This window comes from Helicobacter sp. (genome assembly GCF_029067145.1).
Lineage (GTDB): Bacteria > Campylobacterota > Campylobacteria > Campylobacterales > Helicobacteraceae > Helicobacter_D.
Genome location: NZ_JAIEFA010000007.1, coordinates 1 through 14,773, shown reverse-complemented (window position 1 = coordinate 14,773; position 14,773 = coordinate 1). Strand labels below are relative to the sequence as shown.

Here is a 14,773-nt window from a genome sequence, read left to right as displayed (position 1 = left end):
CATGAGCGTCTCGTGGGCTCGTAGATGTGTATTATAGACAGATATTTAAATAAATGGATTAAGGAGATACAGATGCAGATAGGAACAAATGCTTACTTTAATTTGCAAAATTACTCCAATTATTTTAAAGCACAAGATTCTCAAGGAGATTTTAGTAAGCCAACAGAGGAAATACAAGATAATACAAAAGAATCGCAAAATACAGATGAAACTGCTCCAGAAGCCCCTAACGGAGAGAAATTAGATGCAAGCGAGCAACAATATGTGCGTGAGCTAGCAGCTATTGACGCAAGTGTGCGGGCGCACGAAGCTGCACATGTCGGTGCGGGTGCAGGTGTCGTAAGCGGTGGGGCGAGTTTTGGCTATACACGCGGACCTGATGGTAAAATGTATGCAACATCAGGCGAAGTTCCAATCTCTATGAAAGAGGGTAGAACGCCAGAGGAGACTATCCAAAATGCACGTCAGATTGCCTCTGCTGCAATGGCTCCAGCAGACCCTAGTCCGCAGGATTACAAGGTTGCTGCAAATGCTGCGCAAATGGAAGCGCAAGCAAGAAGTGAGCAAGCACAAGAGCGAGCAGAGGAGCTTAAAGAGCAGACAAGAGAGAGCGAAGAATCCCAAGAAGCAGATTCTACAAAGGATTCTGTTGCGGTAGAAAATGGGGCACAGGATTCCAAGCAGGGTTTTGCAACCACAAATAATACGGCTACTGATACAAGTAGCACAAATGCAGAATCGCAAAATACTACCGACAAGGAACAACAAAAAAAGCTTTTTGAATATATGGTAAAAAGCTATGCTGCAAATGCAGTGAGCAATTCTTACATTCCGCAGTTTGAGATTGCAGGTTAATTGATGATTTTTGCTTTTTTGGGTTGAGATATTGTTTAGAAGTTTTGTGCAAACTTTACCGGTTTTTATGGGTTATTTGCCGCTTGGAATTGCGTTTGGGATTCTGTTTTCTAAGTTGCATTTGGCTTGGTATTTTGGAATCTTGAGTGCAATTTTAATTTTTACAGGAGCAGGGCAGTTTTTGCTTATCTCCTTGCTTTCCATTCACGCAGGATTTTTAGAAATTGCTCTAGCTTCGTTTTTTCTAAATATTCGCCATATGTTTTATTCCCTTGCCATTACAGATGAAATCAAGAACTTTGGGATTGGCAAATATTATATTTTGTTTGGTTTGACAGATGAAACTTTTGCAGTGTTAAAAACAAACAAAGAAACCTTGAATCTTACGCCAAAGGAAATGGAGATAAATTATCTTTATATTACTTTTTTTGACCATATTTATTGGATTTTGGGTTGTGGAATCGGAATCTTTTTGGGAGAGCAATTAGGATTCCAACCGCAAGGAGTTGAGTTTGCATTGACAGCACTTTTTAGTGTGCTAACGCTTGCGTTGTTGAAAAACTCCAAAAATCGGAATCCTTTTTATCTTGCTTTGGTGCTTGGAGTTGTGGGGCTTATGGTTTTTCCCAAAGAGCAATTTTTGATTTTAAGTATGGTGTGTGGAATCGCGATTCTATTGATTTTTAGAAAATGGATTGCAAAGAATTCCACGATGTGTTGGTTGAAAATTAAAAGGTAGAAATGGAAGCGCAGATGAGTGAAGACTTAACCGCAGTTTATATTTTTTGGGCGATTTTTGCTGCATCTTTTGGCACGGCTTTGACGCGATTTTTGCCTTTTTTTGCTTTTAAAAATGCGACCAATCAGCCGCTTTTGCGTTACTTGCAAGAAACAATGCCTTTATTGATTATGACGCTTTTGGTTTTCTTTAGCTTGAAAGACACGGCTTGGAGTGAAACTTATGGACTTTATGAAATAGGCGGAATCGCTTGTGCAACCTTGTGTTTTATGCTGACGAAAAACTCTGTATTAAGCATATTTGCAGGAATTATTTTTTATATTTTTGCGTTAAAAATATTTTAAAAGGGCTGGAATGATAAAAATTTATGGAATTAAAAATTGTGGAAGCGTGAAAAAAGCATTAAATTTTTTGGATTCTAAAGGAATCCCTTACACATTGATAGATTTTAAAACAACACCACCTACCTCTCAAGATTTGGAATATTGGCTGAAATTTGTTCCTTTGGAAGTGCTATTCAATAAAAAAGGCACAACTTATAAAAAATTGGGGCTAAAAGAATTGCAATTAACACCTGCGAAAATAAAAGAGTGGCTAATAAAAGAGCCAATGTTGATTAAGCGACCGGTAATGGTGTATTCTAATGGAGTTATTGTAGGCTTTGATGAAGAAGCTTATCAAAAGGTGCAAGGATAAATCAATGCAAATCAAAAATATGCACATTATTTCTTTGATTTTAACACTCTTTGTTGTGGCAATTTTAAGTGGTTGTGCGACAAAAGTAATAGAGAATCCTCAAGAGATTGTAGTTCCCTTGCCTCCGCAAGATTTAAGCTTGTTTGTAAAGGAATCGCATAATTTGGATAACACCAAAAAACTTGCTTTAAAGAAAGAATATTTGACTTATTTTTTCTCTCCTTTTGATAAAAAACCTAAACATAATGTTAAGGAGCTTCAATGGGGTTTGAGAGAAGCTTATCAAGATTTGGGGTTTGGAGAAAATTTACTTCCTTATCAGAAAGAAGAAATTGAGGAGTTGGAATCTGAAGCCAATTTGGAAGCCTATCCAAGCGTAAAAAAACCGGCAATTATTACACGCAATTCTAATTTGCGCGTTTTGCCAACAAACAAACCTCAATTTTCTAACCCAAACCAAGCAGGAAAAGGATTTCCCTTTGATAATTGGCAAAATTCTGCGATTTATGTAGGCACTCCTGTGTTGATTACGCATTATTCGCGTTCGGGTAAATGGGCATTTGTTGAAAGTGGTTTTGTAAGTGGGTGGATTTTGGCATTAGATGTTGGAATCTTAAATGACAATCAGGTGCAAAGTTTAAAGCAAATGCAAGATTTCTTAGTTGTTAAGAAGGATTTAACACCCATTAAAAATTCTCATCAAGAATATTTGGAATCTGCGCGTATTGGAATGCTTTTGCCATTGCTTGGTAGCACAAAAACACAATATGAAAGCCAAATCTTTTTGCGCAATTCTCGCGGATATGCTTATGCCCTTAAAGTGGCATTAAATCAAGATGCTTTTGATAAATTTCCGATGAATTTTTCTGCTCAAGCAGTTGCTAGCTTAGCACAAGGAATCGTAGGTGAAAAATATGGTTGGGGTGGAATGTTTGGAAATCGGGATTGCTCTATGTTTTTGCGCGATATTTTGGGAAATTTTGGATTTTATCTTTTGAGAAATTCACAAGCACAAATGCGGCAAAAAAGCATTCAAGAAAACAAAGATTCTACATTGTATTTTGATTTGAGTCATTTAAATGTTGAACAAAAGAAAGATTTTATCCAACAACAAGCTGTGCCTTTCGCAACATTGCTTGGTATGAAAGGACATATTATGCTTTACATTGGAGAGCTAGATGGGCAAATTTATATTCTGCATGATATTTGGGGTTTAAGAACGCTACAAAATGAAACACAAGAGGGAAGAAAAATTCTTGGTCAAATTGTGATTACTCCAATTGAAATTGGCAAGCATATACAGGGCATTCATCAAGATAAATTGCTGATTGACCGCATTTATGGTATGCGAAATTTGCTTTTAGAAAGTGAATTTGATGGTACAAAATAAGAACGATAAAAAAATTATTGAATGTAAAAACGTTAAATTTTATTTTACCAAAGAGCGAATTTTGTATAATGTGGATTGGACGATTTGTGAAGGTGATTTTTGGGCAATCATTGGACCAAATGGTGGCGGTAAAAGCACATTAGCGCGTCTTTTGGTTGGATTGTTAAAACCAACAAGTGGAGAAATTATAAAGAATAAAGATTTGTGCATTGGCTATGTGCCACAAAATACTTTTTTAAATCGTCATTTTCCCATTACAGCACTTGAGGTTGTAATGATGGGGTTTTTAAAACCTAAATTTTTTGGTGGATTTTTACCCAAAAATGCAAAGAAAATTGCAATGGAGAGATTAGAACAATTTCATTTGGAATCCTTTGCGCATAAAAAAGTCGGTGAGCTCTCTGGAGGACAGAGACAAAGAGTGCTGATTGCGCGTGCATTATGCGGTAATCCCAACCTTTTGGTCTTAGATGAGCCTACGGCAAGTATTGACCAAAAGAATCAAAAAGAAATTTATGATTTGTTGCGACAAATCAATCAAGAAAAGACTATCCTAATGATTAGTCATGATGTGTCCGTTTTGCTAGGATATGCAAAAAAAGTTTTATATGTTAATAAAGAAGTTACAACGCATAACTTACCAAGTGATGTGAATGTCTCCTCTAGTATAGGAGATAAACATTTCTGTGAAGTAGAGCTTATGGGTTTGTGGCACTCTAATAGAGGAGGTAAAAATGAATAATTCTTATGATGTGGCAATTATTGGTGCTGGAATTTCAGGAAGTGCGTTGTTTTATGTGCTGACGCATTATACAGATTTAAAGCGAGTGGTTTTACTAGAAAAATACGAAGCACCCGCTACGCTTAGTTCTAGTGGTAATAATAATTCTCAAACCATTCACGCAGGCGATATTGAGACGAATTATACTTTTGAAAAGGCAAAAAAGGTTGCAAGGTCAGCAAAAATGCTAGTTTCTTATGCTTTATTTCATCAATTACAAAACAAAAGTATTTTTGAATATCAAAAAATGGCGATTGGGGTAGGGGATAAAGAAGTAGAATTTATGCAAAAACGTCACGAGGAATTTAAGGAGATTTATCCGGAATTGGAATTTTTTACCAAAGAGGACATCAAAGAGATTGAGCCTAATGTCATTAAGCTAGCAGATGGAAGCGACCGCGCAGAGAATGTGGTAGGTTCTGGAACCCGCAAAAGTTTCTGTGCAATGGACTTTTGTTCTGTGGCGCATCATATGGTAGAGCAAAGCGTATTTGGCGAACACAAAGCGATTTTTAACTATCAAGTGCAAGATATTATCAAGCAAGGTGATGGGAGATATACGATTCGCGCAAAAGGCAAAGAGCCTCTTAGTGCGTCTTTTGTGTTAGTCAATGCTGGAGCACATTCTTTGTTTCTGGCGCAGAATATGGGGTTTGGCTTAGAGCTTGGTTGCTTGCCTGTGGCAGGAAGCTTTTTCTTTATTCCCGGCGACAAGCTAAGGGGCAAAGTCTATACGGTGCAACACCCTAAACTACCTTTTGCAGCAATTCACGGCGACCCTGATGTCGTAGCAAAGGGTAAGAATCGTTTGGGTCCAACTGCTCTTTCTTTGCCTAAATTGGAGAGATTCAAGCCCGGAACTTATTTGGATTTCTTTAAGACTTCTGGATTTGGAGAAACAGCGACAACAAAAATTATGTGGGATTTATTTTCAGATAGTGAGATTCGTAATTATATTTTGCGAAATTTCTTGTATGAAGTTCCTGTGATTGGAAAAAGATTTTTTATCAAAGAAGCGCAAAAGATAATTCCCTCTATCACATTAGAGGATTTGACTTATGCGAGTGGTTTTGGTGGAATCCGTCCGCAAGTGCTTGACAAAAAAGCCAAAAAGCTTGTTTTGGGAGAAAAAAAGATTAAAAGCGGAGAGGGAATTACCTTTAATATGACACCAAGTCCCGGTGCAACAAGCTGTATGCGTAACGCACTGATTGATATGCTTGAAATTACAGAATATCTTAATGCAACGATTAAAATGGATATTATCAAGACTGAATTAAATGAAGAAAGCTTGGAGTGGCTCGTTGATTGAACTTTTGGGATATACTTTTGTGCAAAACGCCCTTTGGGGTGCATTTTGCACAAGTATTATTTGTGGAATCATTGGCACATTGGTTGTAACCAATCGTATGGTGTTTGTTGCGGGTGGAATCGCACATAGTGTTTATGGAGGGGTTGGAATCGCGGCATTTTTTGGGCTACCGATTCTTGTAGGAGCGACAGGATTTGGCATTTTTTGTGCGATTCTTTTAGCCTATATGTTGCTTTTTGCCAAAGAGCGTTTAGATTCTCTGATTGGCTCATTATGGGCTTTTGGTATGGCATTAGGCGTGATTTTGGTAGAATTAACACCGGGTTATAATAAAGACTTTATGGGATATTTGTTTGGCAGTATTTTGAGTATCACAGAAAGCGATATTTATTTAATGGTTGGTTTTGGTCTCTTTTTGATTGCTTTTGTGGGATTCTTTTATCGTATCATTCTTGGAATCTCGTATGACAACGAATTTACGCAATTACAAGGCGTTAATACAAGATTCTTTAGTATTCTTTTAATGATTTTGATTGCTTTGGGAATCGTGATTTCTATGCGTTCTGTTGGCATTATTTTAATCGTTGCACTTTTGAGCATTCCTGCCTATTGCAGTGAGATTTTTACAACTTCTCTTGCAAAAATGATGTTTGGAGCAAGCTTGATTTCATTTGTGTGTATGCTATGTGGAATCGCAGTGGCTTACTTTTATGACTTGCAAGCAGGAGCAAGCATTGTGATGATTTTGGCAATTTTTTCCTTTTTGTTGGCTGTTTTTCATCGTTTTTATAAACTTCAAACTATTTAAAAGGATTCCTTATGCAAGAAAATGAACAAATTACCTTAGAAAGAGCGCAAAAAACGGCATTAAAAGCGGTTAAAATCTCTCTTATTGCTTGCGTGATTCTAGTTATTTTTGCTTCCATTAGTCTTTGGGTGTCGCTTAATCAAATCACAGCGACAGCTAATCTTGTAAAAATGCAAAAAGAATATGCGCTGCGCTTAGAAAAATTAGAAAAAACTCTTGATTCTTTAAGGGTAAATCAATAAAATTTGCATAGTAAGTTAGCTTAAGAATCTGGGATAAGGCTTCTAAAGAATTATGAAAAATATTCTTTTTTATATTTTACTTGTAATGGCGATGGCTTTTTGGGGTGCTTCTTGGGCTGCTAGTAAGGTTTTGATTGAGTATGCAAGCGCAGATGTAGTCGCCTTTTGGCGGTTTTTCTTTGCCTTGCTTGCTTCTTGTGTGATAGTCTTTTTTCTTAAGATTCCTTTGCGGATTGACAAGCATGCATTGAAGTTTTTATCGTTGGCAGCTTTTTTGAATTGTTTGTATTCTATTATGTATTTTATTGGTTTGAATTATGGTAGCGCGGGGAAAAGTGGAGTGCTTGTAACAACATTAATCCCGATATTTGCCTATCTTTTGACTTTTGGATTTTATAAGTTCAAAAAAGATTCCACAAAAGTGATGAAAACAAATGAGATTGTTGGTTTATTTCTAGGAATCCTTGCGGGAATTTGTTTGCTAGATTTAGGAAGTTGGCAACAACTCTTTGGCAAAGCGAATGTATTTTTTGTGCTTTGTGCGTTGGATTGGGCAATTTTAACTCTTGCTTGTCGCAATCTTAGAATCCACCCTGTAGCGATTAATCTATACATTACTTTTTTAAGCGTGTTATTGTTTTCGCCTATTTTTTTCTTTCAGCCTGCAATGTTAGATGTTTTTACTTTTGAGTCTAGATTTTGGTGGATGATGTTTATCGTAGCGGTATTATCTACTGCTGTGGGAACAAGCATTTACTATATGGGAGTTGCACGCGTAGGGGCAACGCAAGCAAGCTCCTTTAATCTGCTTGTGCCAGCGACTGCATTAATCAGTAGTTTTATCATTCTAGGAGAGATTCCAAGTGTTTTAACGCTCATTGGAGGAAGCCTTGCGGTTTTTGCGACCTATCTTATCAATCTTTATCAGCCCAAACATTTTGGTAAGAAATCAAAAGAATCTTGATTGTAGTTTTGCAAAGCATTTTCATTCACAACAATTTTCAATTTCTTTTAAGATTCTATGGAGCTTGTCAAGCAATCTTGCGGTAATGATGAGTTGTTCGCTAGATTGGATTGCAATATCTTCACTTAGATTAATGCTGCCCTCTATGCTTTTGCGTCTTTCCTCGCTGATTTTTGCAAAGGCAAGTTTATGCCTAATCTCTTCGCTAATATTTTCAATTTCTTCATTGATGAGTTCGCTTAAATGAATGGCTTGTTTGGAGGTTTCTTTGGTTTGTTCTATGCTTTGCAAAAAATGTGAAAGATTCTGTGAGGCTTGAGAGAGTTCGCTTTCTCCTTCTAGCTGAATCGCCTCGGAAAGATTTTGATTAAGTTTGCCGCTTGCAAGGAGTTGGGTTTTTTGCAAAAAGCGTCCCAAATGGGCTCTAATGTTTAAGAGATTGTAAATAGAGTAGAATCCAAGCAATAGCATAATAAATGCCGCGACATATTGAAATTTCTCTAAATAGGCGCGTTGGTGGATAGAAATATCAGAATAAAGATTCACCGTCCAATCAATTTCATTTAAAATCGCGGTATTTTGCGATGTGATTTGCTTTAAATCCTCTACAATATGTTCTTGCAGGTTTAAAACATTGTCAATGTGTTTGGAGTAAATTTGCCAAAATTCATAGGCTTCTTGAATGGATTTGGCAAGTTTTGGAAAACGTTTGTAGTCGGTATTTTTATAAAAATCTGTGATAATGGTATGATAAAGGGTATGACTCTCTTTAAAAACACGATAGGATTTGTCGTCCCAAATATGAAAATAACGCGTCATTAGATATGCCATTCGCTGTGTGAGCATTCGCTGACGCCCAGAATCATCAATAAGATGGGCAGGCATTTTGGATTCCACCATTGCTTTGACGATGTTATCGGAGAGAAGTAACATTTTGATGTTATTTTCATCTAAAAATTTTCTATCTTCATAAAGTTTGCTAGAAGTTGTTTTAAAATCCTCTACAATAGTTTTGAAGTGCGTCCATTGCATAGCAATCGCTTCTAGTTTTGCAATAATTGTTGTTTTAGTGGGGGGATTCACATCTTTTTGTTCATTGCCAAAGCGCAAAGTGTTTAGGTTGTTTTCAAATTCTTCTAGGGCAAGGTTAAGCGCAGTATAGTCTTGGCTATTTTGAGAGTTAATAAGGAAAATTTCTTTTGTGATTTTTTGTGTGAGCATTCGCTCTTTTCCCGCAATATTGATGATATAGCCATCTTGGATTCCAAGCTGGTTGATAAAGATTACAGAGAAAATCATTACCCCAACACAAAAGGTTGTAAGAATCCCAAGTATGATGAGGCGCGTTACAATTTTTGTCATTCTTAATCCTGTTTAAAAATATTATGAAGTTTTTGTGGATTGATAATCTCAATCTTGCCTTGTTTGTTGGTGAGCAAAATATTATCACGATGAAGTTTTTTCAAAGTCCTAGAAAGAGTTTCTGGCTGAATATTTAAAAAAGCAGCATTTTCTTGCTTTTTGTGTGCATTGAAACTATCCAAATGGAAATAAAGCGTATAGGCAATTTTTGCGGTGCTATCAAAGATGAGATTCTTTTGAATCACCTCCTCAAAAAGTGCGATTTTCTTTGTCGTTTCTTTGAAAAATAAAGCCAAAATAGAAGGATTTTGCTCCAAAATTTGTGCTAGTTTTTGTCCATCAAAACAGGCAATGAGAGAATCCTCCACACATTCAAGATTTGCAAAAGAGAGAAACTCTCCTCTTGTGTTTTTGGAGTTAAAGTCCAACAAAAGCCCATTTTCTAAAAGTCCCAAAAACACTTCATTATCAAAGCGTCCAACTTTGTAGAGTTTTAGCAATCCTTTGCATAAGAAAAACAAAGAGGAAACGCGTGTTTGTTCATAAAGCACCATTTCTTTGGCAGCAAAAGTTTTTAAGGTTGTAATCTCGCTTAAAAGCCGCAAGTCCTCTTTAGCTAAAGCATTAAAAGGAGCGCAGGATTCTAAAGTATCAAAGATTGCCAAAAATCACCCCATCAATGCCGTATTCCGCAGTTTTTTCAATTTCTTGTTCTTCTTGAATGCAAAGTAAAATTTTTGCATCAAAGAGATAGGTTTCTGCGAGTTTTTGCAAAGCTTTTGCAAGGTGGATTTCTCTACAAAGCAAGAATCGCACATTTAAATTAACTAAAAATAGGGCTTCTTTGATATTTCCAACAAAACTTGCATAAGCTAGAGCATTGCTATTACAAAAACGCGCTAGAGCTAAGGTTTGCGTAAAAGAATCGCAAGAAAGCACCAAAAAATCAGAGGGCAAAGAATGGGTGATTTGTTCTTGGGAAGAAATGCAAACAAGATTTAGGGGTTGAATACAAGGGTGATTCAAAATCAGCATTTTTTATCCTTTAAGCAAGTTTGGCACATTCTTTGGAGCAATAATATTTGCCATCTTTAATAATTACTTCTTCGTTTGAAACATAAGTTCCGCATTGTGCGCATTCAAGCATAATAGAATCTTGCGTTGATTGGAAGTCCTTTTTTGTTGGTTTTTGTTGGTTTTTACGAAAGAAAAGCAAATACACGCCAACTAAGAATAAAATCAATAAAAAAAATTTTAACATTTTAAATTCTCCCCTAAAATGACAAGATAATGCAATAAGCCCTTTTGAAAATGCGTATATTTTAAGCCTTTTGGAATCTCATTTTCAAAGTTTGAACCCTTATAGAGCAAGATAGTCGTTTCTTTTGCAATGTGCCTGCTACACTTTTCTAAAAAAATTTTTATGTTAAAAGTTGCCCTTGAAGTGATTAGATTTGGCTTGGTTTCTAACTCTAGCGATTCTATCTTTTTGCGTTGAATTGTAAAGTTTTTTAGGTTTAAATTTGCTTTAATATTTTGCAAAAAAGCAGCTTTTTTGGCATTGGGCTCACAGAGAATCGTAGGAATCTCAAGTGCGATTCCAAGAGGAACACTCGGGAAGCCATTGCCGCTCCCAACATCTAGTAGGCTTGTTTTTGTGTGTAGATTCAATTCTTTTAAATCCAAAGGATAGAGAGAATCTTGAATATTTTTTTGAATGCTTTGTATGTCCTTTGCTCCGCTTAAATTATGAATCGCATTCCAATGCAAAAGTAGGTTTGCATAAGATTCTAAGAGCGTGATTTGTGAGGTTTGCAGATTTTTCATTGCGTTTTCCTGTGAATCTATAATATCAGCATTCCATCGCCATAGGAATAAAAGCGATAATTTCGCGCTATTGCCTCTTTGTAGAGCCGCTGCATTGTATCTAAGCCGACAAAAGAAGCAACAAGCATTAAAAGAGTGGTTTTTGGTAGATGAAAGTTTGTTAAAAGCGCATTGGTTTTGCGGGGTTTGTTTTGGGGGTGCAAAAATAAATCACATTCGCCACTAAGCTTGCCATTTCTAGCAAATTCCTCAATCGTGCGCGCGGCAGTCGTTCCAATAGCGGTAATATGAGAGGCTTGATAGATTTTATCCGCAGAATCCTGTGAGATAAAAAAATGTTCTTTGTGCATTTTGTGTGCTAAAATATTCTCACTTTGCACGCCTACAAAAGTCCCAGCACCCACGTGCAAGGTTATTTCTGCGCTTTGAAAGTTTTGTTTTAGATTTTTATAGGATTCCTCGCTAAAATGCAAGGAAGCAGTTGGAGCGGCAATCGCCCCTAAATGTTTGGCAAAGACGCTTTGATAGTCCTTTTTGTCTGCTTGCGTGTCTTGTCGCTTAAGATAAGGAGGTAAAGGAATATGTCCGAAGTGTTCTAAAAATTCAAAAAACTCTGCACGATTCAAAGGAGATTCTAGGGTTTTGGAAAAGAATTGTAGATAATTTGGCAAGCTTTGTTGTGGAATCTTGAAAAATTCTACTTCTTTGAATCCTACGCCAAGTGTGGAATCTTGATAGTCTTTTAGGATTCTAGCAAAAATTCCTCCTTCAAAGACAACCAAATGTCCGACTTTCAAACGCCCTTTAAATTGCATTAGATAGACATTGGGTGTTATTTCTTTGTGGAAAAGTGCTTCAATCCTTGCACCTTTTGCGCTAGGGTTTTTAGAATCTTGCACAACTTTTGTGCCATAGAGTCTTGCGGGTAAAACTTTGGTGTTATTAAAAACAAGCAAGGTTTCTTGTGGTAGAAAGTTTGCAAAATCCTTAAAAGTTGTATGTATGATTTTATCGCTTGCACGTTCATAAACTAGCAGTTTTGCCGCTTCCTTTGGAGCAATGGGATAGGTTGCAATGCGCTCTTTGGGCAAGACATAATCATAGCTTTCAAGTTGCAATTCGCGCATTTATTCTCCCGCTTCCTCTTCTTTTTCTTGCGATTCTTTGTAAGGATTTACCATTTTGGCAATCATAATAGACAATCCATAAAGCAAAACAAGCGGAATCGCCATTAAAAATTGTGAAAGCACATCAGGAGGAGTGAGAATCGCCGCAAGGACAAAGATAAAAACAATGGCATATTTAAAATATTCTTTCAAGGTTCTATCGGTGATAAGCCCAATTTTTGCTAAGAAAAATGTAACCACAGGGAGTTCAAAAGAGATTCCAAAGCCAACCATTAATTTAGCAAAAAAGCTGACATATTCTCCTATGCTCGGAAGTGCGGTAAAAAGTTGAGAGCCAAAGTTGATTAAATATCCAAAGCCAATAGGGAAAGCAATGTAATAGGCAAAAGCACAGCCGCATAGAAAGAAAAATGTTCCAAAAATCACAAAAGGAAGCACGAGCTTTTTTTCATTATCGTATAAGCCGGGCGCGACAAATGCCCAAATTTGCCAAAAAATCACAGGCAAGGCAAAAATGAATCCACTAAAAAACGCTACCTTAATAGCAGTAAAAAATGCTTCCCCAACTTGCGTGAAAATTACACTTTCGCGTCCCTTTGGAAGTGCAGAGCTAAGAGGAGCAACCATCCAATCTAGGATAAATTCCCAAAAATAAAAGGAGGCAAGAAAAGTAACAAGAAGCGCAAGAGTAATGCGAATCAGACACTTTCGCAAATCCTGAATGTGAGGCTTTAAATCTTCAAACATTTTCATTCCTTGTTGTTTGGGTTTGCGGTTGCGCTTCTGTTAGATTCTCGCCAAAGCTCAAAGTCGTTTTGTCAAGCTTGTTGGGTTGGATTTCTCTACTTTGCGAATGCGATGGTGTCTCTAAAGTAGAATCTTTGGTGGCAGTTTGGCTTGTTTGTGGATTCTCCTTTTGTTGGGGTAAGGAATTTGGTTCAAGGTCTAAGTTGAGGTCTTTTAGCTCCAAATCTTTGCTTATGCTTTGGGCTTCTTGTGTAATGCTGTTTTTGTAGGCTAGGGCTTCTTCTTTGATTTTATTAAGATTGACTTCGCGTTCTAAACTTTCTTTTGCGTCGTCCATTGTTTTTTTGACTACCCTAAGGAATTTTGCCATATCTACCAATGCTTTGGGCAATTTCTCTGGTCCTAAGAAAATAATTGCTACGACTGCAATCATCAAAATTTCAAAAAATCCCATTCCAAACATCGCGAAACCTTACCTTTTTGTGAGTTTTTTGCTTGAAGTTTGCGATTCTATCCAATTTTGGAATAAAGTGTGCTTAGAAAAAGGTAGAATCCTATTTGAAAAAGGCAGACAATGAAGCAAAAAATTATCAATAAAGCGCGTATTTTTGGGTATCTTGTGTGTGTAGCAGTATTTTTTGGAGGGTGTATTTCCCCTAAAACGGACGCATTTTTATTGGGTGCTGGAATCGGTGCTGGAGTAACAGCGTATTTTATGAAGGGTGGAGAGATTGCAGGATATAGTGTGCGCTCTTTGCAAAGTGCTGGAGAAAGTGGCAGCGCGCAATCTTTACCTGATTCCTCTATTCCTTCGGATTTGGAATGGTATTATTTAGAAAAAGAAATTTTTTCTGATATACAATTACAAAATCAAAGTAAAAACTTCAGCATATTTTAGATTCCAAAACGCACAAGGTGTGGAATCGCAAGGATTGAGATTTTATTTGGTTTGACTTATGCTAAATTATAGATTTGCGCTAGGCAAATTGCTATCCCAATGCTCTGCGAGATTCCAAAGTATAGATTGCCACAGCCCTAAAGGGCTTCGCAATGACAAAAACAAGCTATCTTTGTGAGCAAGTAAAACAATCTATTATTTAAGAATCTCACTTGCTAAAATTTTCTTGTATTATTTTTCTAAAATCCAAGTATAGGTTGCTTTAGGCAAGTCCTCACACTACGAATCGCAAGGCAAGGTTAAAAAACAATGGTTTTATTGTTATAAACAAAAATCTTTTCTTCTAACGCGAGATTAAGAGCTTTTGCTAGCACGATTTTCTCTACATCACGCCCGCTTTTTTGCATATCTTTCCAACTCATTGCGTGATTGACTTTTGTAATGTCTTGATAGATAATGGGTCCTTCATCTAGTGCGTTATTCACAAAATGTGCCGTCGCCCCGATGATTTTCACTCCGCGCTCATACGCTTGTTTGTAGGGATTCGCCCCGATGAATGCAGGAAGAAAGCTGTGGTGAATGTTGATAATCTTGCCCTCAAATCTTTTGACAAAATTTGGGCTTAAAATACGCATATATTTTGCAAGCACGATATAATCACTAGGGAATCTCTCTAGCGCTTCTAAGACTTTTGCTTCGTGTTCCTCGCGGGCGAGGTTTTCGCTAGGAATGCAGATAAAAGGCAAATCAAACTTTTGGCATAAAGGTTCTAAAATCTTGTAATTAGACACAATAGCCAAAATATCTGCATTCAACTCGCCACTATCGTAGCGAATCAGTAAATCTCCCAAACAATGATTTTCTTTTGTGCATAAGATTACGATTTTTTTTCGCTTTGCCTCAAAGACTTCTATATTTGCCTGTGGAGAAAGCAGGGAGCGGATTGCTTTTTGTAACGATTCTATGGAGCAATCTCCCTCCATTTCAGAGCGCATAAAAAAGAGATTATTCTCCTTATCTACAAA

At 36.9% G+C, this 14,773-nt stretch carries 20 protein-coding genes; 11 read left to right on the top strand and 9 right to left on the bottom strand.

All coding sequences use genetic code 11. The features are described 5' to 3' along the window. Positions 1-72: 72 nt before the first annotated feature. Genes K2N75_RS00520 through K2N75_RS00475 form a run of 10 tightly spaced genes read left to right on the top strand, consistent with a single transcriptional unit; the run spans position 73 to position 7,787 of the window. The gene (locus K2N75_RS00520; RefSeq protein ID WP_297680935.1) at positions 73-855 is read left to right on the top strand and encodes a putative metalloprotease CJM1_0395 family protein; all 783 of its coding nucleotides are present in this window, start codon (positions 73-75) and stop codon (positions 853-855) included. A gap of 46 nt (positions 856-901) precedes the next feature. After that, complete coding sequence (locus K2N75_RS00515) at positions 902-1,594, top strand: AzlC family ABC transporter permease (protein WP_297680937.1); 693 nt, start codon at positions 902-904, stop codon at positions 1,592-1,594. A 14-nt stretch (positions 1,595-1,608) separates the two neighbouring features. After that, a complete protein-coding gene (locus K2N75_RS00510; protein WP_297680939.1) occupies positions 1,609-1,938 on the top strand; it encodes an AzlD domain-containing protein in 330 nt (109 codons plus the stop codon). 10 nt (positions 1,939-1,948) lie between these two features. Then, on the top strand, positions 1,949-2,290 hold the full coding sequence (locus K2N75_RS00505; RefSeq protein ID WP_297680941.1) for an arsenate reductase family protein: 342 nt from the start codon (positions 1,949-1,951) through the stop codon (positions 2,288-2,290). Between the two features lie 4 nt (positions 2,291-2,294). Further along, positions 2,295-3,680: an SH3 domain-containing C40 family peptidase gene (locus tag K2N75_RS00500; protein WP_297680943.1), complete on the top strand. Its 1,386-nt coding sequence runs from the start codon at positions 2,295-2,297 to the stop codon at positions 3,678-3,680. Next, complete coding sequence (locus tag K2N75_RS00495) at positions 3,667-4,422, top strand: metal ABC transporter ATP-binding protein (protein ID WP_297680945.1); 756 nt, start codon at positions 3,667-3,669, stop codon at positions 4,420-4,422. Before K2N75_RS00500 ends, K2N75_RS00495 begins: the two co-directional genes overlap by 14 nt. After that, the gene (locus K2N75_RS00490) at positions 4,415-5,773 is read left to right on the top strand and encodes an FAD-dependent oxidoreductase (protein ID WP_297680947.1); all 1,359 of its coding nucleotides are present in this window, start codon (positions 4,415-4,417) and stop codon (positions 5,771-5,773) included. Before K2N75_RS00495 ends, K2N75_RS00490 begins: the two co-directional genes overlap by 8 nt. Next, positions 5,742-6,581 carry a metal ABC transporter permease gene (locus tag K2N75_RS00485; RefSeq protein WP_297680949.1) on the top strand — a complete coding sequence of 280 codons (840 nt, stop codon included), beginning with the start codon at positions 5,742-5,744 and terminating at the stop codon, positions 6,579-6,581. Before K2N75_RS00490 ends, K2N75_RS00485 begins: the two co-directional genes overlap by 32 nt. 11 nt (positions 6,582-6,592) lie before the next feature. Further along, a complete protein-coding gene (locus tag K2N75_RS00480) occupies positions 6,593-6,823 on the top strand; it encodes a DUF5408 family protein (protein WP_297680951.1) in 231 nt (76 codons plus the stop codon). Between the two features lie 52 nt (positions 6,824-6,875). After that, positions 6,876-7,787 (top strand): DMT family transporter, encoded by a 912-nt coding sequence (locus tag K2N75_RS00475; protein ID WP_297680953.1) that lies wholly within the window; start codon positions 6,876-6,878, stop codon positions 7,785-7,787. A gap of 21 nt (positions 7,788-7,808) precedes the next feature. Here K2N75_RS00475 and K2N75_RS00470 read toward each other — a convergent pair whose 3' ends face one another. From K2N75_RS00470 to tatB, 8 genes are read right to left on the bottom strand one after another with little or no spacing between them, the layout of a single operon-like run. Continuing rightward, positions 7,809-9,149 (bottom strand): type IV pili methyl-accepting chemotaxis transducer N-terminal domain-containing protein, encoded by a 1,341-nt coding sequence (locus tag K2N75_RS00470; protein WP_297680955.1) that lies wholly within the window; start codon positions 9,147-9,149, stop codon positions 7,809-7,811. 2 nt (positions 9,150-9,151) lie between these two features. Next, positions 9,152-9,814, bottom strand: a complete 663-nt coding sequence (locus tag K2N75_RS00465) for a Crp/Fnr family transcriptional regulator (protein WP_297680957.1) — start codon at positions 9,812-9,814, stop codon at positions 9,152-9,154. Then, the gene (locus K2N75_RS00460; protein WP_297680958.1) at positions 9,801-10,184 is read right to left on the bottom strand and encodes a hypothetical protein; all 384 of its coding nucleotides are present in this window, start codon (positions 10,182-10,184) and stop codon (positions 9,801-9,803) included. Before K2N75_RS00460 ends, K2N75_RS00465 begins: the two co-directional genes overlap by 14 nt. A gap of 10 nt (positions 10,185-10,194) precedes the next feature. Next, on the bottom strand, positions 10,195-10,410 hold the full coding sequence (locus K2N75_RS00455) for a PP0621 family protein (RefSeq protein WP_297680959.1): 216 nt from the start codon (positions 10,408-10,410) through the stop codon (positions 10,195-10,197). Further along, positions 10,404-10,976 (bottom strand): 16S rRNA (guanine(527)-N(7))-methyltransferase RsmG, encoded by a 573-nt coding sequence (rsmG, locus tag K2N75_RS00450; RefSeq protein WP_297680961.1) that lies wholly within the window; start codon positions 10,974-10,976, stop codon positions 10,404-10,406. Before rsmG ends, K2N75_RS00455 begins: the two co-directional genes overlap by 7 nt. A gap of 17 nt (positions 10,977-10,993) precedes the next feature. Beyond that, on the bottom strand, positions 10,994-12,103 hold the full coding sequence (gene queA / locus K2N75_RS00445; RefSeq protein ID WP_297680963.1) for a tRNA preQ1(34) S-adenosylmethionine ribosyltransferase-isomerase QueA: 1,110 nt from the start codon (positions 12,101-12,103) through the stop codon (positions 10,994-10,996). Further along, complete coding sequence (tatC, locus tag K2N75_RS00440; protein WP_297680965.1) at positions 12,104-12,850, bottom strand: twin-arginine translocase subunit TatC; 747 nt, start codon at positions 12,848-12,850, stop codon at positions 12,104-12,106. It abuts the gene before it with no gap. Then, positions 12,843-13,313 (bottom strand): Sec-independent protein translocase protein TatB, encoded by a 471-nt coding sequence (gene tatB / locus K2N75_RS00435; RefSeq protein ID WP_297680967.1) that lies wholly within the window; start codon positions 13,311-13,313, stop codon positions 12,843-12,845. Before tatB ends, tatC begins: the two co-directional genes overlap by 8 nt. Positions 13,314-13,424: 111 nt before the next feature. On the opposite strand from tatB, the gene K2N75_RS00430 reads away from it, so the two are divergent. Beyond that, positions 13,425-13,748: a hypothetical protein gene (locus K2N75_RS00430; protein WP_297680969.1), complete on the top strand. Its 324-nt coding sequence runs from the start codon at positions 13,425-13,427 to the stop codon at positions 13,746-13,748. A 299-nt stretch (positions 13,749-14,047) separates the two neighbouring features. Here the strand turns inward: K2N75_RS00430 and purU are convergent. After that, positions 14,048-14,773, bottom strand: a 726-nt coding sequence (purU, locus tag K2N75_RS00425; protein ID WP_297680971.1) for a formyltetrahydrofolate deformylase, incomplete at its 5' end; no start/stop codon positions are given.

Bases quoted from the DNA above. Each gene is read 5' to 3' on its own strand.
- K2N75_RS00520 (WP_297680935.1), top strand. From the start codon at position 73: ATGCAGATAGGAACAAATGCTTACTTTAATTTGCAAAATTACTCCAAT.
- K2N75_RS00510 (WP_297680939.1), top strand. From the start codon at position 1,609: ATGAGTGAAGACTTAACCGCAGTTTATATTTTTTGGGCGATTTTTGCT.
- K2N75_RS00505 (WP_297680941.1), top strand. From the start codon at position 1,949: ATGATAAAAATTTATGGAATTAAAAATTGTGGAAGCGTGAAAAAAGCA.
- K2N75_RS00500 (WP_297680943.1), top strand. From the start codon at position 2,295: ATGCAAATCAAAAATATGCACATTATTTCTTTGATTTTAACACTCTTT.
- K2N75_RS00495 (WP_297680945.1), top strand. From the start codon at position 3,667: ATGGTACAAAATAAGAACGATAAAAAAATTATTGAATGTAAAAACGTT.
- K2N75_RS00490 (WP_297680947.1), top strand. From the start codon at position 4,415: ATGAATAATTCTTATGATGTGGCAATTATTGGTGCTGGAATTTCAGGA.
- K2N75_RS00485 (WP_297680949.1), top strand. From the start codon at position 5,742: ATGAAGAAAGCTTGGAGTGGCTCGTTGATTGAACTTTTGGGATATACT.
- K2N75_RS00480 (WP_297680951.1), top strand. From the start codon at position 6,593: ATGCAAGAAAATGAACAAATTACCTTAGAAAGAGCGCAAAAAACGGCA.
- K2N75_RS00475 (WP_297680953.1), top strand. From the start codon at position 6,876: ATGAAAAATATTCTTTTTTATATTTTACTTGTAATGGCGATGGCTTTT.
- K2N75_RS00470 (WP_297680955.1), bottom strand. From the start codon at position 9,149: ATGACAAAAATTGTAACGCGCCTCATCATACTTGGGATTCTTACAACC.
- K2N75_RS00460 (WP_297680958.1), bottom strand. From the start codon at position 10,184: ATGCTGATTTTGAATCACCCTTGTATTCAACCCCTAAATCTTGTTTGC.
- K2N75_RS00455 (WP_297680959.1), bottom strand. From the start codon at position 10,410: ATGTTAAAATTTTTTTTATTGATTTTATTCTTAGTTGGCGTGTATTTG.
- rsmG (WP_297680961.1), bottom strand. From the start codon at position 10,976: ATGAAAAATCTGCAAACCTCACAAATCACGCTCTTAGAATCTTATGCA.
- queA (WP_297680963.1), bottom strand. From the start codon at position 12,103: ATGCGCGAATTGCAACTTGAAAGCTATGATTATGTCTTGCCCAAAGAG.
- tatC (WP_297680965.1), bottom strand. From the start codon at position 12,850: ATGTTTGAAGATTTAAAGCCTCACATTCAGGATTTGCGAAAGTGTCTG.
- tatB (WP_297680967.1), bottom strand. From the start codon at position 13,313: ATGTTTGGAATGGGATTTTTTGAAATTTTGATGATTGCAGTCGTAGCA.
- K2N75_RS00430 (WP_297680969.1), top strand. From the start codon at position 13,425: ATGAAGCAAAAAATTATCAATAAAGCGCGTATTTTTGGGTATCTTGTG.